The organism is Mycolicibacter senuensis (assembly GCF_002101885.1).
In the GTDB taxonomy this organism is placed as follows: domain Bacteria; phylum Actinomycetota; class Actinomycetes; order Mycobacteriales; family Mycobacteriaceae; genus Mycobacterium; species Mycobacterium senuense.
This window is the reverse complement of the sequence record NZ_LQPS01000022.1, coordinates 52,396-75,832: the sequence shown is the minus strand read 5'-3', so window position 1 is coordinate 75,832 and position 23,437 is coordinate 52,396. Positions and strand designations below refer to the sequence as shown.

The 23,437-nt window shown below is 69.0% G+C and carries 23 protein-coding genes, 1 tRNA gene and 1 pseudogene; 12 read left to right on the top strand and 13 right to left on the bottom strand.

All coding sequences use genetic code 11. The features are described 5' to 3' along the window. Positions 1-16: 16 nt before the first annotated feature. Positions 17-334, bottom strand: coding sequence for a DUF2563 family protein (locus AWC24_RS04665; protein WP_085082536.1), 318 nt, complete (start codon positions 332-334; stop codon positions 17-19). A gap of 76 nt (positions 335-410) precedes the next feature. Next, positions 411-1,325 carry an oxygenase MpaB family protein gene (locus AWC24_RS04660; RefSeq protein WP_085082534.1) on the bottom strand — a complete coding sequence of 305 codons (915 nt, stop codon included), beginning with the start codon at positions 1,323-1,325 and terminating at the stop codon, positions 411-413. A 67-nt stretch (positions 1,326-1,392) separates the two neighbouring features. Here AWC24_RS04660 and AWC24_RS04655 point away from each other — a divergent pair, with 67 nt between their 5' ends. Beyond that, a complete protein-coding gene (locus AWC24_RS04655) occupies positions 1,393-2,034 on the top strand; it encodes a TetR/AcrR family transcriptional regulator (RefSeq protein WP_085082594.1) in 642 nt (213 codons plus the stop codon). 31 nt (positions 2,035-2,065) lie between these two features. On the opposite strand, the gene AWC24_RS04650 is transcribed toward AWC24_RS04655, so the two are convergent. From AWC24_RS04650 to AWC24_RS04620, 7 genes are all read right to left on the bottom strand, one after another. After that, on the bottom strand, positions 2,066-2,665 hold the full coding sequence (locus AWC24_RS04650) for a DUF1707 SHOCT-like domain-containing protein (protein WP_085082532.1): 600 nt from the start codon (positions 2,663-2,665) through the stop codon (positions 2,066-2,068). A gap of 93 nt (positions 2,666-2,758) precedes the next feature. Then, positions 2,759-3,547 carry an enoyl-CoA hydratase family protein gene (locus tag AWC24_RS04645; RefSeq protein WP_085082530.1) on the bottom strand — a complete coding sequence of 263 codons (789 nt, stop codon included), beginning with the start codon at positions 3,545-3,547 and terminating at the stop codon, positions 2,759-2,761. Positions 3,548-3,557: 10 nt separating this feature from the next. Further along, on the bottom strand, positions 3,558-4,736 hold the full coding sequence (locus tag AWC24_RS04640; protein ID WP_085082528.1) for an acyl-CoA dehydrogenase family protein: 1,179 nt from the start codon (positions 4,734-4,736) through the stop codon (positions 3,558-3,560). Then, positions 4,733-6,724 (bottom strand): acetyl/propionyl/methylcrotonyl-CoA carboxylase subunit alpha, encoded by a 1,992-nt coding sequence (locus AWC24_RS04635; protein ID WP_085082592.1) that lies wholly within the window; start codon positions 6,722-6,724, stop codon positions 4,733-4,735. The genes AWC24_RS04640 and AWC24_RS04635 overlap by 4 nt, the downstream gene beginning before the upstream one ends. Positions 6,725-6,765: 41 nt before the next feature. Beyond that, the gene (locus AWC24_RS04630) at positions 6,766-8,361 is read right to left on the bottom strand and encodes an acyl-CoA carboxylase subunit beta (RefSeq protein ID WP_085082526.1); all 1,596 of its coding nucleotides are present in this window, start codon (positions 8,359-8,361) and stop codon (positions 6,766-6,768) included. Continuing rightward, positions 8,358-9,518: an acyl-CoA dehydrogenase family protein gene (locus tag AWC24_RS04625; protein WP_085082524.1), complete on the bottom strand. Its 1,161-nt coding sequence runs from the start codon at positions 9,516-9,518 to the stop codon at positions 8,358-8,360. The genes AWC24_RS04630 and AWC24_RS04625 overlap by 4 nt, the downstream gene beginning before the upstream one ends. Continuing rightward, positions 9,515-11,260 carry an acyclic terpene utilization AtuA family protein gene (locus AWC24_RS04620; protein WP_109560323.1) on the bottom strand — a complete coding sequence of 582 codons (1,746 nt, stop codon included), beginning with the start codon at positions 11,258-11,260 and terminating at the stop codon, positions 9,515-9,517. Before AWC24_RS04620 ends, AWC24_RS04625 begins: the two co-directional genes overlap by 4 nt. A gap of 260 nt (positions 11,261-11,520) precedes the next feature. On the opposite strand from AWC24_RS04620, the gene rpmF reads away from it, so the two are divergent. The 6 genes and pseudogenes from rpmF to AWC24_RS04590 all read left to right on the top strand — a co-directional run bounded on the left by rpmF (position 11,521) and on the right by AWC24_RS04590 (position 16,613). After that, on the top strand, positions 11,521-11,694 hold the full coding sequence (gene rpmF / locus AWC24_RS04615; RefSeq protein WP_085082520.1) for a 50S ribosomal protein L32: 174 nt from the start codon (positions 11,521-11,523) through the stop codon (positions 11,692-11,694). Between the two features lie 63 nt (positions 11,695-11,757). Further along, positions 11,758-12,450, top strand: coding sequence for a response regulator transcription factor (locus tag AWC24_RS04610; protein ID WP_085082518.1), 693 nt, complete (start codon positions 11,758-11,760; stop codon positions 12,448-12,450). Next, positions 12,450-13,874: pseudogene (locus tag AWC24_RS04605) on the top strand (HAMP domain-containing sensor histidine kinase); the annotation flags it as partial. The gene AWC24_RS04610 and the pseudogene AWC24_RS04605, both read left to right, overlap by 1 nt. Positions 13,875-13,950: 76 nt before the next feature. Next, positions 13,951-15,357: a S1C family serine protease gene (locus tag AWC24_RS04600; protein ID WP_085082504.1), complete on the top strand. Its 1,407-nt coding sequence runs from the start codon at positions 13,951-13,953 to the stop codon at positions 15,355-15,357. Positions 15,358-15,460: 103 nt separating this feature from the next. After that, positions 15,461-15,955, top strand: coding sequence for a MogA/MoaB family molybdenum cofactor biosynthesis protein (locus tag AWC24_RS04595; protein ID WP_085082502.1), 495 nt, complete (start codon positions 15,461-15,463; stop codon positions 15,953-15,955). Between the two features lie 229 nt (positions 15,956-16,184). Next, complete coding sequence (locus AWC24_RS04590; RefSeq protein WP_085082500.1) at positions 16,185-16,613, top strand: large conductance mechanosensitive channel protein MscL; 429 nt, start codon at positions 16,185-16,187, stop codon at positions 16,611-16,613. 6 nt (positions 16,614-16,619) lie between these two features. Here AWC24_RS04590 and AWC24_RS04585 read toward each other — a convergent pair whose 3' ends face one another. The 3 genes from AWC24_RS04585 to AWC24_RS04575 all read right to left on the bottom strand — a co-directional run bounded on the left by AWC24_RS04585 (position 16,620) and on the right by AWC24_RS04575 (position 18,382). Beyond that, positions 16,620-17,264, bottom strand: coding sequence for an SAF domain-containing protein (locus AWC24_RS04585; protein WP_085082498.1), 645 nt, complete (start codon positions 17,262-17,264; stop codon positions 16,620-16,622). 66 nt (positions 17,265-17,330) lie between these two features. Next, on the bottom strand, positions 17,331-17,687 hold the full coding sequence (locus AWC24_RS04580) for an FmdB family zinc ribbon protein (protein WP_085082496.1): 357 nt from the start codon (positions 17,685-17,687) through the stop codon (positions 17,331-17,333). Between the two features lie 98 nt (positions 17,688-17,785). Beyond that, positions 17,786-18,382 carry a 5-formyltetrahydrofolate cyclo-ligase gene (locus AWC24_RS04575; RefSeq protein ID WP_085082494.1) on the bottom strand — a complete coding sequence of 199 codons (597 nt, stop codon included), beginning with the start codon at positions 18,380-18,382 and terminating at the stop codon, positions 17,786-17,788. A 75-nt stretch (positions 18,383-18,457) separates the two neighbouring features. Between AWC24_RS04575 and AWC24_RS04570 the strand changes: the two genes are divergently transcribed. The 5 genes from AWC24_RS04570 (at position 18,458) to AWC24_RS04550 (ending at position 22,700) form a co-directional block, all read left to right on the top strand. Then, positions 18,458-19,378 (top strand): UTP--glucose-1-phosphate uridylyltransferase, encoded by a 921-nt coding sequence (locus AWC24_RS04570; protein ID WP_085082492.1) that lies wholly within the window; start codon positions 18,458-18,460, stop codon positions 19,376-19,378. Between the two features lie 48 nt (positions 19,379-19,426). Beyond that, positions 19,427-20,698, top strand: coding sequence for a molybdotransferase-like divisome protein Glp (gene glp / locus AWC24_RS04565; protein ID WP_085082490.1), 1,272 nt, complete (start codon positions 19,427-19,429; stop codon positions 20,696-20,698). Positions 20,699-20,708: 10 nt separating this feature from the next. Then, positions 20,709-21,371: a GNAT family N-acetyltransferase gene (locus tag AWC24_RS04560; RefSeq protein ID WP_085082488.1), complete on the top strand. Its 663-nt coding sequence runs from the start codon at positions 20,709-20,711 to the stop codon at positions 21,369-21,371. A 143-nt stretch (positions 21,372-21,514) separates the two neighbouring features. Continuing rightward, a complete protein-coding gene (gene sepX / locus AWC24_RS04555) occupies positions 21,515-22,576 on the top strand; it encodes a divisome protein SepX/GlpR (RefSeq protein WP_085082486.1) in 1,062 nt (353 codons plus the stop codon). Positions 22,577-22,627: 51 nt separating this feature from the next. Continuing rightward, positions 22,628-22,700 (top strand) — tRNA-Ala (locus tag AWC24_RS04550). 15 nt (positions 22,701-22,715) lie between these two features. Here AWC24_RS04550 and AWC24_RS04545 read toward each other — a convergent pair. Next, positions 22,716-23,276, bottom strand: coding sequence for a TetR/AcrR family transcriptional regulator (locus AWC24_RS04545; RefSeq protein ID WP_174813631.1), 561 nt, complete (start codon positions 23,274-23,276; stop codon positions 22,716-22,718). Positions 23,277-23,437: the final 161 nt, after the last annotated feature.

Here is a 23,437-nt window from a genome sequence, read left to right as displayed (position 1 = left end):
CGGGCAGGCGCACGCCTCACCGCCCGGGAACGGGCCCGATTACGTCTCGCAGCAGCGTGGCGTTGTGGTCGTCCATGCGGGTGAATGCCGTCGCGGCGGTGCGCACGTTCTCGGCGATGCCGGTGAGGTTCTGGTGGTGATGCTGCAGCGCGTCGCGGTGGCCGTCCTTGGCGGTGCCCAGCGCGGTGTGGAAGCTGTGTGCCTCGTCGAAGTCGCCGAACATTCCCGCGGTCACCCCGGCCACCCCGAGCCGCTGTGCACCGGTGTTGGCGTGCTGCCCGGCGTCATCGGACGCGTTGGCCCCGGTGCGCAATGCCTGAGGGTCGACGTGCATCGCCTACCACCTTCCCGCTGCACCAGCTCTGCAAAAAGGGTAGCGATCGGTGGGCAGGCGTCAATTCACCCGGTCGCTACACCAGCGGCCGGCCGGTGCGGATGCGCCGGTCCACGTCCCACAGCAACAGGTTGAACGGGAAGCCCCGCAGGAACTTCGGCAGCAGATTGTTGACGCCGCGGAGCAGGCCCATCAACCGGTCGAACCGGCGTTGCTTGTCGGCGTCCCACGGCAGCTGCATCTCGTCGCGGAAGCGCTGCGGCAGGAACCCGGTGGTGATCAACAGCGCGAGCCGTTCGTTCGCCCGCTGCAGCGGTCCCGGCAGGGTCAAGCCGCGCAGCCGGCTGGCGGCGATGGGACGCAGGTAGCCGTGGACGGCGTCATCGATGTGCACCTTGTCCAGTTGCTCCTGCCAGTACCGGTCGAAGGCGGCCCGATCCGCCGGCCACATGTCCTCGGGCACCTGGAGCATGGTGGCCATGGCCTTGCCCTCGTTGTGGTAGTGCCGGTCGGCGTGCTCGTCGTCCATCTCGCCGAGGAAGATGCGATGGACGTCGACGTTGCCCTTGTACAGACACGCGCCCACCCACAGCTGCAGATCGCGGTCGAAGGCGTTGTACTTCACCGGGCTGTCGGCCGTCGAGCGAACCTGGCGGTGGGCGCTGTCCACCGCCTCGCGGAACGCGGCCTTCTGCTCGTCGCTGCCCTGGGTGGCCACGACCAGATAGGTGAACGTGGTGCGGGCCCGCTTGATCGGATGCAGGTCGACGCGCCCGCTTTCGACGCGGCTCTCCAGCACGCCATAACCCACACCGGGACGCGCGAGTTGCATGATCACGTTTGCGGGCCCGGCCAACAGCGCCACACCCATCATCGGATTGTCGGCGCACGAGGGCTGCGGCAGCAACGACCGCCGGCGAGGTGCGGGTTGCGTGCTGGTCGAATCGCTGACCGAACGCTCCACCAGGGGGATCGGTTCGCTGATCGTCATGGCTGCACCTCGCAATTGTGAGAACATCGGTTTCCTGATATTGCCGAGCCTGGGGCCCGCTGTCAACATGGTGGGTATGGGGAGCGTCGCGCCGGAGCGCCCGTACCGGGGGGTGCAGGCGGCAGATCGGCTGGCCGAACGCCGGGAACGGCTGCTGGTCGCCGGGCTCGATCTGCTCGGTGGCCGGGAGATGCCCGCGTTGACCGTCCGTGCGGTGTGTCGCCGGGCCGGGGTGGCGTCACGCTATTTCTACGAGAGTTTCACCGACAAGGACGAGTTCGTGGCGGCCGTCTTCGAGTGGGTGGTCGATGATCTGGCTGCCAGCACCCAGGCCGCGGTGGCCGCGGCGCCACCCGCCGAACAGACGCGTGCGGGCATGGCACACCTGGTGGCGGCCATCGCCGGAGATGCCCGAGTCGGCAGGATCCTGTTCAGCACCCGGCTGACCAATGCCTTGCTGGTGCGCAAACGGGCGCAGTCGAGCGCGCTGTTCGCGATGCTGTCCGGCCGCCACGTCGAAAACGTGCTCCGGGTGCCGGGCAACGACCGGATCAAGGCGGCCGCCCATTTCGTGGTCGGTGGGGTGGCCCAGACGATCGGTGCCTGGCTGGCCGGTGACATCCAGCTGCAGCCCGGTCAGCTGGTGGACCAGCTGACCGCACTACTGGGCCAACTCGACGATCCGGCGCTCTACCGCGATCAGCCGTGATCGGTCCGCCGAGGCGACCCCGAAGCAGCCCTCAGTTGCGGGACTTGCGCTGTTTGCGCTTGATGCCCACGCCGCCCCACAGCGAGAAGCCGCGGATTCGCACCGTCGGCGCGCCCGGCGTGCCCCCGCCCTCGACACGCTGGTCGAAACCGCCCATCACGCCGTGCCCGCGGATGTCGACGTTGACTTCCGGCGGCAACAAGATGGTCTGTCCGCCCATGATCGAGTAGGCGTTGATGTCGACGTCGGGTGCGGTGAAGTCGGCATAGCGCAGGTCGATGACGCCGCCGCCCCACAGCGAGAACGTGGTCAGCCGCTTGGGTACGTTCCACCGGCCGCGCCGCTCGAACGAGCTCATGATCGCCAACAGCAGTGTGGAGGGCGCGGGTTTGCAGTCGCCGCCACGGTGCGGGCACACCGACGATCCCGGAAGGTCGGCACGCAACCGGTCGAGCTCGTCGTAGGTCTGCGCCGCGTAGGCCTTGGTCAGCCGGTCCTCGTACTCGCTCATCGGCAGTTGGCCCTGCGCAGCGGCGTCGCCGAGCAGCTGCGCCAACTGGATCCGGTCGGTGTCCGCGGCACGCGAGGGCGTGCCGGGGCTCTCGTCGCTTCGCCGGGATGAGTTTCTCATTGGCTAGACAGCCTACGACGAACGGATTTGCCACGAGCAGGGTTGCCCAAAGTGCCCCGGCGACCGGGAGCGCGGCGCATCGCCGTGCTGGTGTCAGCCGGCCCAGCTGGGCCGACGCTTCTGCAGGAAGGCCATCATCCCCTCGCGGGCCTCATCGGAGACGAACATCCGCGCCGAGGCGACGCTGAGCCGCTCGGCGTCCCGGTCGAACCCGGCCAGCACCGCCGCGGTGGTCAGCGCCTTGGATGCCGCCAGCCCCTGCGGGGATCCGAGCCGCAGGTGGCTGACCAGGCCCGCGACGATCGTCTCGACCTCGGCCTCCTGCTCGGCGGCCAGCGTGACCAGTCCGATCGCGGCGGCTTCGGCCGCGCCGAATTTCTCCCCGGTCAGGTAGTAACGCGCCGCCGCCCGGGGCGAGAGCTTGGGAAGCAGTGTCAGCGAGATGATCGACGGCGCGACGCCGATCCGGGCCTCGGTCAGCGCGAAGGTGCTGGCCGGGCCGGCGACCGCGAGGTCGCACGCGCCGACCAGGCCCATGCCGCCGGCGCGTACATGACCGTTGACCGCGGCGATCACCGGCCGCGGCGACTCGACGATCGCCCGCAGCAGGGCCGCCATTTCCCGTGCCCGGTCGGCGGCCAGCTCGCCCGGCTCGCCCTCAGTGGCCTCGCTCAGATCCGCCCCGGCGCAGAACGTCTTGCCGGTGTGGCCGAGCACCACCACCCGCACATTCGGGTCCGCGGCGGCGTCGCGCAGGCCGGCATGCAGCTGGGCGACCAGCCTGCTCGACAGTGCGTTGCGGTTGTGCGGCGAATCCAGGGTCAGCCGGGCTGAGCCGTCGCCGGTGTCTTCGGGACCGGTGTAGGAAACCAGCGTGTCCATCAGTACGACCTCAGTAGCTTCGAGGCAGGCCCAGCGACGTCTGCGCGACGAAGTTCAGGATCATCTCCCGGCTCACCGGCGCGATCCGCGCCAGCCGGGACGAGGTGATCGCCGCGGCGATGCCGTATTCCTTGGTCAGGCCGTTACCGCCGAGCGACTGCACCGCCTGATCAACCGCCCGCGTCGACGCCTCGCCGGCGGCGTACTTGGCCATGTTGGCCGCCTCCGCGGCCCCGAAGTCGTCGCCGGCGTCGTACAACGTCGCCGCCTTCTGCATCATCAGCTTGGCCAACTGGATCTCGATGTGGTTCGCCGCCAGCGGATGCGACAGACCCTGGTGCGCGCCGATCGGGGTCTTCCACACCTGGCGGGTGTTGACGTAGTCGACGGCCTTGCCGATCGCGAAGCGGCCCATGCCGACCGCGCTGGCCGCGCCCATGATGCGTTCGGGGTTCAGCCCGGCGAACAGCTGCGCGATGGCGGCGTCCTCGGAACCTACCAACGCGTCGGCCGGCAGCCGGACGTCGTCGAGGAAGACCTGGAACTGACGCTCCGGGCTGACCAACTCCATCTCGATCGGCGTGTAGTTCAGGCCGGGGGTGTCGGTGGGCACCACGAACAGCGCGGGCCGCAGATTGCCGGTCTTGGCGTCTTCACTACGGCCGACCACCAGCACCGCCTGCGCCTGATCGACACCGGAGATGAAGGTTTTCTGACCCTTGAGGATCCAGTCCGACCCGTCGCGGCGCGCGGTCGTGGTGATCTTGTGCGAGTTCGACCCGGCATCGGGCTCGGTGATGGCGAAGGCCATCGTCAGCGACCCGTCGGCGATACCGGGGATCCACCGCTTCTTCTGCTCGTCGGTGCCGAACTTGGAGATGATGGTGCCGTTGATGGCCGGCGAGACGACCATCATCAGCAGCGCGCAGCCGTTGGCCGACATCTCTTCCATGACCAGCGACAGCTCGTACATGCCGGCGCCGCCGCCGCCGTACTCCTCGGGCAGGTTGACGCCGATGAAGCCGAGCTTGCCCGCCTCGTCCCACAGTTCGTCGGTGTGCTCCCCGGCGCGGGCCTTCTCCAGGTAGTAGTCCTGGCCGTAGTTGCGGGCCATCGCCGCGACCGCCTCGCGCAGGGCGCGACGTTCGTCGTTCTCGATGAAGCTGGTGTCGCTGGTGGAATCGGTCACTGTGGGTCTCCTTCTGCATGGGGCTGTTCGACACGGGCCAGCACGGCGCCGACTTCTACCTGATCGCCGGGTTCGACGTTGAGCTGGGTGAGCACCCCGTCGGCCGGGGCGGTGATGGTGTGCTCCATCTTCATGGCTTCCAGCCAGATCAGTGGTTGGCCGGCGGTCACCGTGTCACCCGGTTCGGCGCCCAGCCGGATCACGTTGCCGGGCATCGGTGCCAGCAGTGATCCCTGCTCGACGGCGGATTCGGGGTCCGGGAATCGCGGCAACGCCACCAGGTGCACGCCGCCGGCGGGGGAGTCGACGTAGACGTCTTGGAAGTCTGGGCCGTAGCGGGCGACCGTGAACGTGCGGGCGACACCGGCCGGGTCGGCCAGCGCCACCTCGTCGGGTCCGGCCGAGACCAGACTGACATCGCAATCGTTGACGATCAATCCGGTTCGGGTGAACCGGTAGTCGATCCGGTGCTCGGTGCCGTCGTCGGCCGCGTAGGTCTTGGTCTGAAATCCCGACGGCACGTTGCGCCAGCCACCGGGAATGGAGCCGAACGCCTCCGCGGTGGCCCGGTTGTGTGCGGCGTCGGCCAGCGCGGCCGCGATCGCCGAGCTGCGGACCGTCGCCGTGTCGGCCAGCGGCGCGGACAGTTCGGTCAGGCCGTGGGTGTCGAAGAATGCCGTGTCGGTCGCCCCGTCCAGGAACGCCGGGTGGCGCAGCACGTTGACCAGCAGGTCGCGGTTGGTGCGCAGCCCGTGCAGCCGGGTACGGGCCAGCGCGCCGGCCAGTACGGTGGCCGCCTGCCGGCGGGTGGGCGCGTAGCTGATCACCTTGGCCAGCATCGGGTCGTAGTGGATCGAGACGGTCGATCCGTCGACCACACCGGAGTCCAGCCGGATACCGGTGTGCCGGCACAGCGAACCGAAACGCGCCGCCACGCCGGGGATGTCGATGGCGTGCACCGGCCCGGCCTGTGGTTGCCAGCCTCTGCCGGGGTCCTCGGCGTAGAGCCGCACCTCGATCGAATGCCCTTGGGTCGCCGGAGGTTCGGGGTCGAGTCGGGCGCCGTCAGCCACCGCGATCTGCAGCTCGACCAGGTCGACACCGGTCGTCTCCTCGGTGACCGGGTGCTCGACCTGCAGTCGGGTGTTCATCTCCAGGAAGTAGAACTGGCCGCGGGAGTCGGCCAGGAACTCCACCGTCCCTGCGCCGGTGTAGCCGATCGCGCTCGCCGCCAACCGGGCGGCCTCGAAGAGTTTGGCGCGCATCCCGGGGGTGCGCTCGACCAGCGGGGAAGGCGCCTCCTCGATGACCTTCTGGTGACGGCGCTGAATCGAGCACTCCCGCTCACCGACCGCCCACACCGTGCCGTGCGCATCGGCCATCACCTGGACCTCGATGTGGTGGCCGGTCGGCAGGTAGCGCTCGCAGAACACCGTCGGATCCCCGAATGCCGAGGCGGCTTCACGCTGGGCGGCCGCGACCTCGTCGGCCAGCGCCGACAGTTCGGTGACCACCCGCATGCCGCGGCCGCCACCGCCGGCGGAGGCCTTCACCAGCACCGGGAGTTGGTCGGCGGTGACCGCTGCCGGGTCCAGTTCTTCCAGGACCGGAACCCCGGCGGCGGCCATCATCTTCTTCGACTCGATCTTGGAGCCCATCGAGGTCACCGCGGTCACCGGCGGCCCGATCCAGGTCAGCCCGGCGGCCTGCACGGCCGCGGCGAAATCGGCGTTTTCGGAAAGGAATCCGTAGCCGGGGTGGATCGCGTCGGCGCCGGCGGCACGGGCCGCGGCGATGATCGCCTCGGCCGACAGGTAGCTGGTGGTCTCCGGCAGTCGCACCTTCGCGTCGGCTTCGGCGACGTGCGGCATGCCCGCGTCGGGGTCGGTGTAGACCGCGACGGTGCCCAGGCCCAGTCGGCGGCAGGTGGCGAAGACCCTACGGGCGATCTCACCGCGGTTGGCCACCAGGACATTGCTGATGCTCATCTGATTGTCCTCTTCGCGCAAGCGCTCATCGGCGGTATCCACTACATCCGGAAGACGCCGAAGTTCGACGTCCCCTCGACCGGGCCATTGGCGATGGCGGACAGACACATTCCCAACACCGTTCGGGTGTCGCGCGGGTCGATGACCCCGTCGTCGTAGAGCCGGCCGGACAGGAACATCGGCAGCGACTCGGCTTCGATCTGGGCTTCGATCGCGGCCTTCAACGCCGCATCGGCCGCCTCGTCCACCTGCTGGCCGCGGGCCTCGGCGGCGGCGCGGCTCACGATCGAGATGACCCCGGCCAACTGCGTGCCGCCCATCACCGCGGCTTTGGAGCTCGGCCAGGCGAACAGGAACCGCGGATCGTAGGCCCGCCCGCACATGCCGTAATGCCCGGCGCCGTAGGAGGCCCCGATCAGCAGCGAGATGTGCGGCACCGTCGAGTTCGACACGGCGTTGATCATCATCGAGCCGTGCTTGATCATGCCGCCCTCTTCGTAGGCTTTGCCGACCATGTACCCGGTGGTGTTGTGCAGGAACAACAGTGGGGTGTTGGACCGGTTGGCCAGCTGGATGAACTGGGTGGCCTTCTGGGATTCCTCGCTGAACAGCACCCCGCGCGCGTTGGCCAGGATGCCGATCGGATATCCGTGCAGCCGGGCCCAGCCGGTGATCAGCGACGAGCCGTACATGGCCTTGAACTCGTCGAAGTCCGAGCCGTCGACGATGCGGGCGATCACGTCCCGCGGATCGAACGGGATGCGCAGGTCGGCCGGCACGATGCCGATCAGTTCCTCGGCGTCGTACTTCGGCTCGATCACCGGGCGAGGCCGCGGACCCTGCTTGACCCAGTTGAGCCGGGCCACGATCCGGCGGCCGATGCGCACTGCGTCGAGCTCGTCGTTGGCGAAGTAGTCGCCCAGGCCGGACGTGCGGGAGTGCATCTCGGCGCCGCCGAGCGATTCGTCGTCGGATTCCTCGCCGGTGGCCATCTTCACCAGCGGCGGCCCGGCCAGGAACACCTTCGAGCGTTCCCGGATCATCACCACGTGGTCGGACATGCCGGGCACATAGGCCCCGCCGGCGGTGGAGTTGCCGAACACCAGCGCGATGGTCGGGATGCCGGCGGCCGACAGCCGGGTCAGGTCGCGGAACATCTGGCCGCCGGGGATGAACACTTCCTTCTGGGTGGGCAGGTCCGCCCCACCGGATTCCACCAGGGAGATCAGCGGAAGCCGATTCTCAAAGGCGATCTGGTTGGCCCGCAGAATCTTTCGCAGCGTCCACGGGTTCGATGTGCCGCCTTTGACCGTCGGGTCGTTGGCGATGATCAGGCACTCGACGCCGCTGACCGCACCGATTCCGGTCACCACGCTGGCGCCGACCTGGAAGTCGCTGCCCCAGGCCGCCAGCGGGCACAGCTCCAAGAACGGCGAGTCGGCGTCGATGAGCAGCTCGATGCGTTCCCGCGCGGTGAGTTTGCCCCGGGCGTGGTGGCGTTCGACGTACTTCGGTCCACCGCCGGCGAGTGCCTTGGCGTGCTCGGCATCGATCTCGGCGAGCTTGTCGGTCAGCGCTGAGGCCGCCTCGACGTAGGCGGGGGAATTGGGGTCCAGGGTGGACTTCAAGGTCGTCACGATTGATATCCCAGGGTCTTGGCGGCCAGTGAGGTCAGGATCTCGGTGGTTCCGCCGCCGATCCCGATGATGCGCATGTCCCGATACTGACGCTCCACCTCCGATTCGGCCATATAGCCCATGCCGCCGAAGAGCTGCACCGCCTGATGGGCCACCCATTCACCGGCCTCCACCGCGGTGTTCTTGGCGAAACACACCTCGGCGATGAGATTGAACTCCCCGGCCAGTTGGCGCTCGACGACGTGGCGGGTGTAGACCCGAGCCACATCGATCCGGCGGGCCATCTCGGCCAGCGTGTTCTGCACCGGCTGCCGAGAGATCAGCGGCCGGCCGAAGGTCTCCCGGTCCCGGCACCACGCCAGGGTCAGGTCCAGGCAACGCTGCGCGCTGGCGTAGGCCTGCGCGGCCAGCCCGACCCGTTCGGAGACGAACGCCGCGGCGATCTGGGCGAATCCGGTGTTCTCGGCGCCGACCAGGTTCGCCGTCGGCACCCTGGCGTCGACGTAGGACAGTTCGGCGGTGTCGCTGGAGCGCCAGCCCATCTTGTCCAGCTTGCGCGAGACTTGAAGACCAGGTGAGCAGCCGAGGCCGTCTTTCTCGACGACCAGCAGCGACACCCCGGCCGCGCCCGGGCCACCGGTGCGCACCGCGGTGACCACATAGTCGGCGCGCACCGCCGAGGTGATGAAGGTCTTGGAGCCGTTGACCACGTAGTGATCCCCGTCCAGCCGCGCGGTGGTGCGCAGGTGTCCGACATCAGAGCCCCCGCCGGGCTCGGTGATGGCCAGTGCGCCGATCTTCTCCCCGGCCAGCGTGGGGCGGACGAACTCCTCGATCAGCCGGTTGTCACCCGAGGCGATCATGTGCGGCACCGCGATACCGCAGGTGAACAGGGAGGCGAACACCCCGCCGGGTGCACCGGCCTGGTGCATCTCCTCGCAGACGATCACCGCGTCGGCGCCGTCGCCGCCACTGCCGCCGACCTCCTCGGGGAAGCCGGCCCCCAGCAAGCCGACCTCGGCGGCCTTGCGGTGCAGTTCGCGCGGTAGCTCGCCGCTGCGTTCCCACTCGTCGATGTGCGGGGCGATCTCGAGCTCGACGAAACCGCGCACGGTCTTGCGCAGCGCCTGGCGTTCTTCGGTGGTCCAGATACTCACGGTGCCCTTTCTGACAGCAGCTGTTCGGGTATCTCGAGATGACGGCTGCGCAACCATTCGCCCAGCCCCTTGGCCTGCGGGTCGAAGCGGGCCTGGTAGGCCACGCCCTGGCCGAGGATGCCTTCGATGACGAAGTTCACCGCGCGCAGCTTGGGCAGCAGATGGCGGCTGACCGGCAACTCGGCGGTCTCGGGCAGCAGTTCGCGCAGCTTGGCAGGCGTCAGCGTGTGCGCCAGCCAGCGCCACTGCTCCGCGGTGCGCACCCAGACCCCGACATTGGCCGACCCGCCCTTGTCGCCGCTGCGGGCGCCGGCGATCAACCCCAGCGGCGCGCGCCGGGTCGGCCCGGCCGGCAACGGCTCGGGTAGTGCGGGGTCCTCGGCGGGGGCCAGCTCAAGCGTTTCCGAGGCGGACGCGATGTCGACCCGGGTGCCGTCGGCGTGTACCGCGACGTGCGGCACTGCCGTGGCGTCGACGTAGCCCGGGGTGAACACCCCGTAGACCTGGCCGTCACCGGGCGGGGCGGTGACACAGAACCCCGGGTAGCTGGCCAATGCGAGTTCGACGCCGGCCGCGGAGAACTTGCGGCCCACGTTGGCCGGGTCGGGGTCGCGCACCACACAGTGCAGCAGGGCGCTGGCGGTCTCCTCGGTGTCGGCGTCGGGGTGGTCGGTGCGGGCCAAGGTCCATTCCAGCTCGGCCGGACGCACCCGCAGCGCCGCCTCCAGCTGGGTGCGCACCAGTTCGGCCTTGGCCTCGATGTGCAGGCCGGTCAGTACGAAGGTGGTGGAGTTGCGGAATCCGCCGATGCTGTTGAGCGACACCTTGTAGGTGGGCGGGGGTGGCTCGCCGGTCACGCCGGTGATGCGGACCCGGTCCGGGCCGTCCGACGCCAGTTCGATGCTGTCGATCCGGGCGGTGACGTCGGGATTGGCGTAGCGGGCCCCGCCGACCTCGTAGAGCAGCTGCGCGGTGACGGTGTCGACGCTGACCAGCCCGCCGGTGCCGGGATGCTTGGTGATCACCGACGACCCGTCGGCGTGGATCTCGGCGAGCGGGAAGCCGGGATACAGCAGCTGCTCGGTGGGAACCTCGGTGAAGAAGGCGTAATTGCCGCCGCTGGCCTGGATGCCGCATTCGGTGACGTGACCGGCCACCACCGCCCCGGCGAGCCGGTCGTAGTCGGTGCGATTCCAGCCGAAGTGTGCGGCGGCGGGTCCGACGGTCAGTGAGGCGTCGGTGACCCGGCCGGTGATCACGACGTCCGCTCCGCCGGCCAGGCACTCGGCGATGCCCCAGCCGCCCAGGTAGGCGTTCGCGGTCAGGGGAGAGCTGCCGCCTGATGTCGCCGGCCCGGCGGCTCCGAGACCCAGCGCTTCCACATGGGGCAGCAGGTCGTCGCCTTCGACGTGGGCCACCCGCGCCGGGATGCCGAGTCGGTCGGCCAGTTCCCGCACCGCGTCGGCCAGTCCGGCCGGATTGAGCCCGCCGGCGTTGGCCACGATGCGAACGCCCTGGTCACGGGCGAGGCCGAGGCATTGTTCGAGTTGGGTCAGGAAGGTCTTGGCGTACCCGCGTTCCGGATGCTTCATCCGATCCCGCCCCAGGATCAGCATGGTCAGCTCGGCCAGGTAGTCCCCGGTGAGGTAGTCCAGGTCGCCCCCGGTGAGCATTTCGTGCATCGCCGCGTGCCGGTCGCCGTAGAAGCCTGAGCAGTTACCGATCCGAACCGCTGCTGTCATGCGCCATCCCATCACTCAACCAACCGGTAGGTTATCCGGTACCGCTGGTGTCGCGTCAAGGTGGAGGCCCCCTGTTGTGGCCGCCGACCCCATACGGCGGTCCCAGCTTCGCCTCTCTTCTTTCGCGCCCCGCTGAAGCTTCGGCTGTGCCATTTTGGAGCCGACGCCGATTAGGCGCTATTCTTTTGCAGAAGTCCCGCTATCGGTATCTGCCTGGTATCTGGCGGCAGCCCGCACAATTTTTGAGGAGATGCTCGACCATGGCCGTGCCGAAGCGCAGGATGTCGCGCGCGAACACCCGTTCCCGCCGCGCGCAGTGGAAGGCCGAGGCTACCGGCCTGGTCAACGTGTCGGTCGCCGGCCGCTCACACAAGGTGCCGCGCCGGCTTCTCAAGGCCGCCCGACTGGGCCTCATTGATCTCGACCGTCGCTAATAGGGCTCCGACACGACCGGCGCCTGACGCTCCAGCTCGCCCTTCGATGATTGGATAGCACACATGGCTACCCGGGTACTGGTTGTTGATGATGACCGCGCGGTGCGCGAATCGCTGCGCAGGTCGCTGTCGTTCAATGGTTATTCCGTCTCGTTGGCCACTGACGGCGTCGAGGCACTCGAGGCGATCAGCAACGACCGGCCCGATGCGATGATCCTGGACGTCATGATGCCGCGGCTGGACGGCCTGGAGGTCTGCCGTCAGCTGCGCAGCACCGGTGACGACCTGCCGATTCTGGTGTTGACCGCTCGCGACTCGGTCTCCGAGCGGGTGGCCGGGCTGGACGCCGGCGCCGACGACTACCTGCCCAAGCCGTTCGCCCTGGAGGAACTGCTGGCGCGGATGCGGGCGTTGCTGCGCCGCACCACCGCCGAGGACCTGTCCGAATCGGTCGCGATGTCGTTCGAAGACCTGACGCTGGACCCGGTGACCCGCGAGGTGACCCGCGGTGACCGGCAGATCAGCCTCACCAGGACCGAATTCGCGTTGCTGGAGATGTTGATCGCCAACCCGCGCCGCGTGCTCACCCGCAGCCGCATTCTCGAGGAGGTGTGGGGCTTCGACTTTCCCACCTCGGGAAATGCGCTGGAGGTCTACATCGGGTACCTGCGTCGCAAGACTGAAGCCGAAGGGGAGCCGCGGCTGATCTACACCGTTCGCGGGGTGGGTTACGTGCTTCGCGAGACACCACCCTGATGCAGTTTTTCCACCGGCGGCAGGACGGCGCTTCGGCGCAGAGCACATCCCTGTCGCTGCGCTGGCGGGTGATGCTGCTGGCGATGTCGATGGTGGCGCTGGTGGTGGTGTTGATGGCCGTCGCCGTCTACGCGGTGATCTCGGCGGCGCTGTACAACGACATCGACAATCAACTGCAGAGTCGCACCGAGATGTTGATCGCCAGCGGTTCGCTGGCCGCCGATCCGCGCAAGGCCATCGAGGGCACCGCCTACTCCGACGTCAACGCCATGCTGGTCAATCCCGGCCGGTCGATCTACACCGCCAATCAGCCCGGCCAGCGGCTGCCGGTCGGGCAGCAGGAGAAGGCCGTCATCCGTGGCGAACTGTTCTTGTCGCGCCGCACCGCGGCAGGCCAGCGGGTGCTGGCGGTACACCTGCCCAACGGCAGCACGCTGTTGATCTCCAAGAGTTTGGCGCCCACCCGCGCGGTGACGATGAAGCTGCGGTGGGTGCTGCTGGTCGTCGGCGGGGTCGGTGTCGTGGTTGCCGCCATCGCCGGCGGGATGGTCACCCGGACCGGCCTGCGGCCCGTGGGCCGGCTGACCGAGGCCGCCGAGCGGGTGGCGCGCACCGACGACCTGCGGCCCATCCCGGTCTACGGCAGCGACGAATTGGCCCGGCTCACCGAGGCGTTCAATGCAATGCTGAGCGCGCTGGCCGAGTCGCGGGAACGACAGGCGCGGCTGGTCGCCGACGCCGGGCACGAACTCAAGACGCCGCTGACCTCGTTGCGCACCAACGTCGAACTGCTGATGGCCTCCGCGGCACCGGGCGCGCCCCAGCTGCCCGAGGAGGAGATGGCGGATCTGCGTGCCGACGCGATCGGCCAGATCGAGGAATTGTCCACGCTGGTAGGCGATTTGGTGGATCTCACCCGCGACGACCAACGCGAGGTCGCCAACGAACAGGTCGATATCACCGAGGTCGTCGACCGCAGCATGGAGCGGGTGAGGCGGCGCCGCAACGACATCGAGTTCGACATCCAGGTGGTGCCGTGGCACGTGTACGGCGACGCGGCGGGTCTGTCGCGTGCGGTGCTCAACCTGCTCGACAACGCGGCCAAGTGGAGCCCCTCGGGCGGGGTCGTTGGGTTGCGGATGCGCCAGCTGGACCCGACGCACGTGGAGATGGTCGTGTCGGATCAGGGGACCGGAATCCCGGAGAATCAACGGGAATTGGTGTTCGAACGCTTCTACCGCTCGGACTCCGCGCGCGCGATGCCCGGCTCCGGCCTGGGGCTCGCGATCGTCAAACAGGTGGTGCTCAAACACGGTGGGGTGATCACCATCGAAGACACCGTTCCCGGCGGGGATCCGCCCGGGACGTCGTTCCGGATGGTGTTGCCGGGCGGAGCCACCTCAGCCGGCAAGAAACCGACCGCGGCGGTCACAGGCGCTTCTCAGTCCACGTAGGCATGGTGGTGAGGCAACTTCGCTTCTTTAGGAGTAGGCAGCAGACATGACGAACTACCCCGGGTACCCGCCGTCGCACCAGCAGCCGGAACGGTCCAACCCGACCGGCGCGCAGGGCACGGAGCAACACGGTCCGGCCGGTTACGCCGGCCGGGGCGCGCAGGGCCCGTACTCGCAGTCGTACGACTGGCGCTATGCCCAACAGCAGGCCCAACAGCAGGCCCAACAGCAGGCCCACCAGCAGGCACAGCAACAGGCTCAACAGCAGTACCGGCCCGCCTACGGCGCCTCCTACGGCCGGCCACCGGTCCCGAGCCCCGGCGTGCCCCCGAAACGCCCCCGCGGCGGAGCACTGGTGCTCGGTGCGGCCGCCATCGCCGTGGTGTCGGGTGTGACCGGCGGCGTGGTGGGGTCGGCGATGCACTCCGATCACAAGCCGGTCGCCGGTGGCGGCCACTCGACGAGCTTCCAGTCCCCGGGCGTGCCCGCGGCGGTGACCCTGCCGGACGGCTCGGTGGAGAAGGTTGCGGCCAAAGTAGTGCCCAGCGTCGTCATGCTGGAGACCGATCTGGGACGTCAGTCCGAGGAGGGCTCGGGCATCATCTTGTCGGCGGACGGGATGATCCTGACCAACAACCACGTGGTGGCCGCCGCGGCCAAGGCGGATGCGATGTCCAAGGCGGGGCCGAAGACCACCGTGACGTTCGCCGACGGACGCACCGCGCCGTTCAGCGTGGTCGGGACGGACCCGGCCAGCGACATCGCGGTGGTGCGGGTGCAGGACGTCTCCGACCTGACCCCGATCACGCTCGGTTCCTCGGCAGACCTGCGGGTGGGTCAGCACGTGGTGGCTGTCGGGTCGCCGCTCGGCCTGGAGGGCACCGTGACGACCGGGATCGTCAGCGCCCTCAACCGGCCGGTGTCCACCAGCGGTGAGGCCGGCAACCAGAACACCGTGCTCGATGCGATCCAGACCGACGCCGCCATCAACCCGGGCAACTCGGGCGGGGCGCTGGTCAACATGAACGGTGACCTGGTCGGCATCAACTCCGCGATCGCGACGATGGGCGGCGACTCCGCCGAAGCCCAGAGCGGATCCATCGGCCTGGGCTTCGCGATCCCGGTGGACCAGGCCAAACGGATCGCCGACGAACTCATCAACTCGCCCGATCACACGGCGTCGCACGCCTCGCTGGGGGTGCGGGTCACCAGCGAGCGCAGCCTGCACGGCGCCAAGGTGGTCGAGGTGGTGCCCGGTGAGCCGGCGGCGAAAGCCGGTCTGCCCGAAGGCGTGACGGTGACCGCGTTCGACAAGCGCCCGATCGGCAGTGCCGACGCGCTGGTCGCCGCCGTGCGGTCCAAGGCGCCCGGTGACCAGGTGACGCTGACCTTCCTGGATGCCGGTGGGGCGTCCAAGACCGTGCAGGTCACCCTCGGTAAAGCCCAGCAGTGACGGGAGCGGTGAGTCCGGCGGGTTGATGCGGCGGCTCCGGCTTCGCCTCTTCTTCGTCGAGCCTCGCTGAACCGTCGGCATTCGGCGATATACGGTTGCATCCATGGAACAGACGCCAGAACTCGCAGGCCGTGCGCTCGTGGTCGTGGTCGACGACCGTACCGCGCACGGCGATGAGGACCACAGCGGTCCCTTGGTCACCGAATTGTTGGCCGAGGGCGGGTTCCTGGTCGATGGCGTGGTCGCCGTCTCCGCCGACGAGGTGGAGATCCGCAACGCGCTGAACACCGCGGTGATCGGCGGAGTCGACCTGGTGGTATCGGTCGGTGGCACCGGTGTCACCCCGCGTGACGTCGCCCCCGAAGCCACCCGCGAGATCCTGGACCGCGAGATCCTCGGGATCTCCGAGGCGCTGCGCGCCTCCGGGCTGTCCGCCGGCATCGCCGACGCCGGGTTGTCGCGCGGTCTGGCCGGGGTCTCGGGCAGCACCCTGGTGGTCAACCTGGCCGGTTCCCGTGCCTCGGTGCGTGACGGCATGGCGACGCTGATCCCGCTGGCGACCGCGATCATCGGTCAGCTGTCCAGCCTCGAGATATAGCCGCCATGCCCGGCCTCGGCGAGCACCAGGAGTCCTCCGACGAGCGCGATCCGGACGACGCGCGGGAGGCCGAGGAGCGCGAGCGGTGGCTGCGGGACAACGTCCCGCCGCATCACGGTTGAGATTCGACTTCGTCTAATTCCCCGTACCGGTCCAGCAGCGGATATTACGGTTCGCCGTAGGCGGTGTGGCGCCGCTTGGCAGTGGACTCGTACAGAAGGGGATTACGGTGCTCAAGGGATTCAAGAATTTCCTGATGCGTGATGACGTCATCACCGTGGCCATCGGTCTGGTGGTGGCGCTGGCGTTTTCCAACCTGGTCGAAGCCTTCACCGACAGCGTGATCAACCCGTTGGTCGCGGGCTTGCAGCCGGACTCCTCCGGTCTGGGGTTGGGCTATCAGCTCGGCGAAGAAGGCAACGCCGCGACGTTCATCGACCTGGGGGCGTTCATCTCGGCGATCATCTACTTCATCGTCTTCATGGGGACCATCTACTTCGTCATCGTGTTGCCCTACAAGCACATTCAGAAGCGGCGCGGCAAGACGGTGTTCGGGGACCCGGCACCCACCAAGACCTGCTCGGAGTGCAAGTCGGAGATCGACCCGGAGGCGACCAAGTGCAAGTTCTGCGCCAGCCCGCAGCCTGCCGCGGCGTGAGGCCGTTCAGCGCAGCGTGAGCGTCACGGCTTGAGCCAGCGTGGCACCGGCCACCGCCACCGCGGCGGTGGCCGGCAGCGCAACCAGCACCACCCGGTCGTCGTGATGCTGCTTGTCCGACACCAGCACTACGATTCCGCCGGTCGCCAGCACCTTCGGTGCGCCCGAGGGATCCGAGGCGTCATCGGCCGCCACGATGTCGACGATGTCGCCGGTGCGCACCAGATCGGTCAACGCGGCGTCGGCCGGGTGTACGCCGACGATGCGGGCGTCTCGCCCGACGGCTGCCTCGGTGAGGCGGCTGCCCAGTAGACGGACGTCGGTGAGTAGTTCGCCGCGGCGCGCCGGCCCGGCCAGGGTGGTGTGCAGCACCGATGACAGGTCGGTGGCGGCCCCATCGGGAACCGTTCGGGCCGAGCGGGATTCGAGCGAGACATCCTCGGCGGTCAAGGGCGTGCCGGGGGCGATGTCGCGACTGGCCACCACGACGTCGACCCGATCGCCCTGCGGGTCGGAGCGGATCGTCGCGACACCGGCCAACACCACCAGCCCGCCGGCGACCACTCGCCGTGCCAGCATGGTGCGGGCCCAATCCGGGCGCAGCAACTGCGAGAACCGGCTGGCCAAGCTCGGGTTGAGCGACTCGCCCATGGCGGTCACGCTAAACGGCCGACCCGCCCGCTGCTCGCCGGCGGGAGTCGGCTTGTGGATAACTGGTTACGCGGAGGCGGCAGCGGTGGTGGACGCGGTGCTCGCCTTGGGCTTGTCGGCTGATTTGGTGCCGCTGTCGCCGGAGGACTTGTCGGCGGACTTGGTGGCGCCCTCACCCGAGCCGCTGCCGGAGTCGCTCGAGACTCCGGTCTTGGCCGAGCTGCTGCCGTTGGACGACTTGCCCGCGTCGCGGCTGTCGGTGCGGTAGAAGCCGCTGCCCTTGAACACCACGCCGACCTTGCCGAAGATCTTGCGGAGCCGACCGTTGCACTCCTCGCAGGTGGTCAGCGCGTCGTCGGTAAAGGCCTGGACCACGTCGAAGCGGTTGCTGCACTCGGTGCAGGCGTAGCTGTAGGTGGGCACGCGAACCTCCGTGAATGGGACAATCGGGTTAGCACTCTACCGTGCTAAGTGCTAGAACCGCTATCCGGTCTTGTGCATTCCTGGCCGGGCCGTCGGGATCACGCCAGGGCCACCACGCCGAGTCCCGGGGTCAGCGCGTGGGTCATCGGCACGTCGTGCGCCTCGGCCGGCAACTCGTCGAGCAGTTCGGTGTCGCGCACCACCGCCACCAGCGGGGTCTGCGGCCTGCGCAGCAGCAGGGAGCGGTCGTAGAAGCCGGCGCCGCGGCCCAGTCGCGCGCCCCGGCGGTCGACGGCCAGTGCCGGGACGACGATCAGATCCGCCTCCGCCAGCACTTCGGCCGGTAGCCAGGGCCGCGCCGGTTCGACCAGGCCGAAGGGTCCGGCGACCAGGGTTTCGGGCCGGTACGGGCCCCACATCAGTGGCAGCGGCGTGCCGTCGTCCTCGGTGCGCACCACCGGCAGCAGCACCCGGATTCCGCGCCGCGTCAACCCGTCGAGCATGGCGGCGGATCCGGGTTCGCTGCCCACCGGCAGGTAGGCGCAGACCGTGTGGGCGCCGGCGGCGAGCTGCTCGAGGTGGCCGGCCAGCGCGCGGGCCTCGGCGTCGTGCACTTCGGGCGCCAGGGCGCGCCGCCCCGCGATCAGGCGCGCGCGCAGGGCGGATTTGGCGGTCGCCGCCGCGTTGTCGGTCACGCCTTCAGCCTGTCAGTCCCGGCTCGCCCACCGCCAGGGGCGGAGCTGGAGGTGATTGCGGTTATCGTGTGAACAATGCCCACGCCGAACGCTTCCATTCCGCGTACCGCCATTGTGCCGGCGGCCGGTTTGGGTACCCGTTTTCTGCCCGCCACCAAGACGGTGCCCAAGGAGTTGCTGCCCGTCGTCGACACCCCGGGGATCGAACTGGTGGCCGCGGAGGCCGCCGAGGCCGGCGCCGAGCGACTGGTGATCATCACCTCCGAGGGCAAGGACGGGGTGGTCGCGCACTTCGTCGAAGACCTGGTGCTGGAAGGCACGCTGGAGGCGCGCGGCAAGAAGGCGATGCTGGCCAAGGTGCGCCGCGCCCCGCAGCTGATCAAGGTGGAATCGGTGGTGCAGGCCGAGCCGCTGGGCCTGGGTCACGCCATCAGCTGCGTCGAGCCCACCCTGTCCGCCGACGAGGATGCGGTCGCCGTGCTGCTCCCCGATGACCTGGTGCTGCCCACCGGGGTGTTGGAGACGATGTCGAAGGTGCGGGGCCTCCGGGGCGGCACCGTGCTGTGCGCGATCGAGGTCAGCCCCGACGAGGTCAGCGCCTACGGCGTTTTCGACGTCGAGCCCGTTCCCTCCGGAGAGTGGGCTGACAGTCCCGACGTGTTGCGGGTCAAGGGCATGGTCGAGAAGCCGAGGGCAGCCGACGCGCCGTCGATGTACGCCGCCGCGGGCCGCTATGTGCTGGACCGGGCGGTGTTCGACGCGTTGCGGCGCATCGACCGCGGCGCCGGCGGGGAGGTACAGCTCACCGACGCCATCGCGCTGATGATCGCCGAGGGCCACCCCGTCCATGTCGTGGTCCACCGCGGCTCGCGACACGACCTGGGAAATCCGGGCGGCTACCTCAAAGCTGCGGTTGACTTTGCCCTGGATCGTGATGACTACGGTCCGGACCTGCGCCGGTGGTTGGTGGCGCGGTTGGGCTTGGCGGAGAACTGAGGGGACCGTCAGCGGAGAATCGGACCGAGGTTTTGAGAAAGGCGCGCCGTGCGTTCGGTTGAGGAGCAACAGGCCCGGGTGTCGGCTGCCGCGGTGGCGCCCCGTCCGGTCCGGGTGGCGATCGCCGAGGCGCAGGGCTTGATGTGCGGCGAAGAGGTGATCGCCGAGCGGCCCATGCCCGCCTTCGACCAGGCCGCCATCGACGGTTACGCGGTGCGCAGTGTCGACGTACTCGGTGCCGACGCGATCGGCGACAGCTCGGGAGGCGCCGAGCGCGACGACGGCGGCGCTGACGCACCGATCACGCTTCCGGTGCTGGGCACCATCGAGGCCGGGGCGCGCACCCCGACCCGGCTGCAGCCCAAGCTGGCGACCCGGATCCAGACCGGGGCGCCGATGCCCACCCTCGCCGACGCGGTGCTGCCGCTGCGCTGGACCGACGGTGGCAACTCCCGGGTCCGGGTGCTGCGAGCGGTGCGCCCCGGCGACTACGTGCGCCGCGTCGGTGACGACGTGCAGCCCGGCGATGTCGCCGTCCGCGCCGGAACCGTCGTCGGCGCGGCTCAGGTGGGCCTGTTGGCCGCGGTCGGCCGCGACCGGGTGCTGGTCCACCCACGCCCGCGACTGTCGGTGCTGGCGGTAGGCGGCGAACTGGTCGATGTGAACCGCACGCCCGGCAACGGGCAGGTCTACGACGTGGACTCCTATGCGCTGGCGGCGGCCGGCCGGGACGCCGGGGCCGAGGTCAACCGCGTCGGGATCGTGAGCAGCGACCCCACCAAGCTTCGCGAGGTGGTCGAGGGACAGCTCAACCGGGCCGAGGTGGTGGTGATCGCCGGCGGAGTGGGCGGCGCCGCGGCCGACGGGGTACGCGCGGCGTTGTCGGATCTCGGCGAGCTCGAAGTCACCCGGATCGCGATGCATCCCGGCTCGGTGCAGGGTTTCGGCCAGCTGGGACCGGAAGGGGTCCCGACGTTCCTGTTGCCGACCAACCCGGTCAGCGCGCTGGTGGTGTTCGAGGTGATGATCCGTCCGCTCATCAGGCTGTCGCTGGGTAAACGCGAGCCGATGCGCCGGATGGTGCGGGCGCGGACATTGGGCCCGATCAGTTCGATGCCCGGGCGCAAGGGCTATCTGCGAGGTCAGCTGATGCGCGACGAGCAAACCGACGAGTACCTGGTGCAGGTGCTCGGGGGCACCTCGTCGCATCTGCTGGCGACCCTGGCCGAAGCGAACTGTCTGGTGGTGGTTCCCGAGGACATCGAGCAGATCGGCGCCGGGGATATGGTGGACGTCGCCTTCCTGGCTCAGCGCGGTTGAGTCCGGGCGCATGCTGGTCAACCTGTGGCCTTTCAAGGCCGTCCAGCACCCCGGCTGGCCGACGGTGCTCGGGCCGCTGCGGGTGGCCGCGGGGGTGATCCGGCTGCGGCCGGTGCGGATGCGCGACGGCGTGGCCTGGAGCCGGATCCGGTTGGCCGACCGGGCCCACCTGGAGCCGTGGGAGCCCAGCGTCGAAGCGGACTGGGTCACCCGGCACAGTTCGGCGGCGTGGCCGCCGGTGTGTTCGAGCCTGCGCACCGAGGCCCGGTACGGGCGGATGCTTCCGTTCGTGATCGAGCTCGACGGTCGCTTCTGCGGGCAGTTGACGGTCGGCAACATCGCGCACGGTGCGCTGCGTTCGGCCTGGATCGGCTACTGGGTGTCGAGTGCGGTGGCCGGCGGGGGCGTGGCGACCGGGGCGGTGGCGCTCGGGCTCGACCACTGTTTCGGGCCGGTGCGGCTGCACCGGGTGGAGGCCACCGTCCGGCCGGAGAACACCGCTAGCCGGGCGGTGCTGGCCAAGGCCGGCTTTCGTCAGGAAGGTCTGCTGCAGCGCTACCTGGACGTCGACGGCGCGTGGCGGGACCACCTGCTGGTGGCGATCACGGCCGAGGAGATCACCGGTTCGGTGACCTCGGCGCTGGTGCAGGCCGGCCGGGCCGGCTGGGCCTGAACGAATTGGCCCCCCGTGTTGCCCGTGTGATAGTTGTGACTATCGAGGTCAGCGAGTAAATTACATCTGTGTAATTGGCTCGGCGCGCCGTCCGGCAGTGTGGGCCAGCAGACCTAGCCTTGGCTGGGAAAGGAGCAGGCACCATGCCCAGCATCCCGCAATCATTGCTCTGGATCTCACTGGTGGTCCTCTGGCTGTTCGTATTGGTGCCGATGCTGGTCAGCAAACGAGACGCGGTGCGTCGCACCAGTGACGTGGCGTTGGCGACCCGGGTGCTGACCAGTGGGTCCAGCGCACGGCTGCTCAAGCGCGGCGGCCCGGCCGCCGGTCACCGCAGTGATCCCGACTGGCAGCGCAGCGACGCCGAGGTTGACGACGACATCGACGAGGACGAGCCGGCCGAGAGCGAGCCGAGGGTGTTCGTCGCCGCGGCCGGTGAGCAGGGCGAGCTGGACTACCTCGACGTTCTCGACGTCGAAGTCGTCGCCGACGATTCCGACGTGCTGCCGCTCTCGGAGGTGGGTTTGGCTGCCGAGGCCGAAGCGCAGGCGCGGGCCCAGGCGGAGGCGGAAGCTCAGGCGGAGGCGGAAGCGCGGGCCCAGGCCGAGGCCGAAGCTCAGGCGGAGGCCGAAGCTCAGGCCGAAGCAGAGGCGGAGGACGAACCGGAAGCCGTTGTCGAGGCGGAAGCCGAGGGCCACGAGTACGAATACGTCGAGGACAGCTCAGGTTTGGAGGCCGAAGCCGATTCAGCGGCGCCGCCAGCGGCGCGGCCACGCCGGTACGACACCAACACGGCCGCGGCCGTCAGCGCCCGCAAGTACGAGTTCCGCAAGCGGGTGCTGATGTCGCTGGCGGTGGTCCTGGTGTTCTCGGCGCTCACGGCGTTCACCGTGGCGCCGACGGCGTGGTGGATCTTTGGCGGTGCGGCCGGGGCGACCGTGCTCTATCTGGCCTACCTGCGCCGGCAGACCCGCATCGAGCAGCAGGTGCGCGCGCGTCGGGCCCGGCGTTCGGAGCGTCCGCGGGCGCAGCGCGACAACGCACGCCCCGAGGCGTTCGAGGTGGTGCCGTCGCGGCTGCGGCGCCCCGGCGTCGCGGTGCTGGAAATCGACGATGAGGACCCGGTGTTCGAGCACCTGGAGTACGCGGCCTCAGCCCGCGGGTACGACTGGGGCGGCGACCTGCCGCGGGCGTCCGGTCAGTAGCGTCTCGGTTTCAGGGGACCGGCCTGCGGCTGGTAATCTGACAAGCCGTCAGGGGCTATAGCGCAGTTGGTAGCGCGTCTCGTTCGCATCGAGAAGGTCAGGGGTTCGATTCCCCTTAGCTCCACAGAGTTTGAGCAGGTCAGGTCGGTTCGGGGACCTTATAGGGCGGACCGAGGAATCGGCGTATCGCGGCCTTTTCGGCGTCGCCGTCGCCCAGCGGCCAGTACCAGAGCGCCAGGAACACGCGGATCAGCCACTGCGCGGCCAGCGGGTCGGGATTGTCGGCACCCACCATTTCCGTGGCGAAGCGGGCGATCACCGGAGAGTCGGTCAGCCACCCGCTACCGGGCGGGCCGGTCATGGAGCTCATGATCTTCGCGAGCGGGTCGGCTCGCATGCGCTGCAGGGCGACGGTGGTGGCGGTGACGATGCGTTCCGAACCCGTCAACCCCACGATGGCTTCGCGCACCGAGTCGAGGATGCGTTCGGCCTGCCTGCTCAGCACCGCGTCACGGATCGCCGACTTACCTCCGACATGGCGGTAGATGGTCGCCGGTGAACAGTGCACGCGGGCAGCCAATGCGTCCACGTTGAAAGCGTCGTAGCCCTGACGCGACATGAGGTCAGCGGCTGCTGTGTAAATCCGCTCAGCACCCTCGCTGTGTCGGTCCCTCCCGATCAGCCAGTCGTTCACCGTCACGGGTCGCTCATTTCCCGGCGGCGAAATCATGGAGTGGTTTTATCACGGTGAGAATATATCCGAGTTCCTTCTCATCGGCGCTGCTGGTCAGCCCGGTGGGTGAAGAACGCCCGGCCGCACCGTTACCGAACCCGCCTTGCAACTTCCGCGCGGACCGTTGA

What these genes read in the sequence shown, in the direction of transcription:
- AWC24_RS04660 (WP_085082534.1), bottom strand. Translation starts at nt 1,325, where the DNA reads ATGACGATCAGCGAACCGATCCCCCTGGTGGAGCGTTCGGTCAGCGAT.
- AWC24_RS04595 (WP_085082502.1), top strand. Translation starts at nt 15,461, where the DNA reads ATGGAACAGACGCCAGAACTCGCAGGCCGTGCGCTCGTGGTCGTGGTC.
- AWC24_RS04635 (WP_085082592.1), bottom strand. Translation starts at nt 6,724, where the DNA reads ATGAGCATCAGCAATGTCCTGGTGGCCAACCGCGGTGAGATCGCCCGT.
- AWC24_RS04570 (WP_085082492.1), top strand. Translation starts at nt 18,458, where the DNA reads ATGCCCACGCCGAACGCTTCCATTCCGCGTACCGCCATTGTGCCGGCG.
- sepX (WP_085082486.1), top strand. Translation starts at nt 21,515, where the DNA reads ATGCCCAGCATCCCGCAATCATTGCTCTGGATCTCACTGGTGGTCCTC.
- AWC24_RS04655 (WP_085082594.1), top strand. Translation starts at nt 1,393, where the DNA reads ATGGTGGGTATGGGGAGCGTCGCGCCGGAGCGCCCGTACCGGGGGGTG.
- rpmF (WP_085082520.1), top strand. Translation starts at nt 11,521, where the DNA reads ATGGCCGTGCCGAAGCGCAGGATGTCGCGCGCGAACACCCGTTCCCGC.
- AWC24_RS04620 (WP_109560323.1), bottom strand. Translation starts at nt 11,260, where the DNA reads ATGACAGCAGCGGTTCGGATCGGTAACTGCTCAGGCTTCTACGGCGAC.
- AWC24_RS04560 (WP_085082488.1), top strand. Translation starts at nt 20,709, where the DNA reads ATGCTGGTCAACCTGTGGCCTTTCAAGGCCGTCCAGCACCCCGGCTGG.
- AWC24_RS04610 (WP_085082518.1), top strand. Translation starts at nt 11,758, where the DNA reads ATGGCTACCCGGGTACTGGTTGTTGATGATGACCGCGCGGTGCGCGAA.
- AWC24_RS04600 (WP_085082504.1), top strand. Translation starts at nt 13,951, where the DNA reads ATGACGAACTACCCCGGGTACCCGCCGTCGCACCAGCAGCCGGAACGG.
- AWC24_RS04585 (WP_085082498.1), bottom strand. Translation starts at nt 17,264, where the DNA reads ATGGGCGAGTCGCTCAACCCGAGCTTGGCCAGCCGGTTCTCGCAGTTG.
- AWC24_RS04645 (WP_085082530.1), bottom strand. Translation starts at nt 3,547, where the DNA reads ATGGACACGCTGGTTTCCTACACCGGTCCCGAAGACACCGGCGACGGC.
- AWC24_RS04665 (WP_085082536.1), bottom strand. Translation starts at nt 334, where the DNA reads ATGCACGTCGACCCTCAGGCATTGCGCACCGGGGCCAACGCGTCCGAT.
- AWC24_RS04650 (WP_085082532.1), bottom strand. Translation starts at nt 2,665, where the DNA reads ATGAGAAACTCATCCCGGCGAAGCGACGAGAGCCCCGGCACGCCCTCG.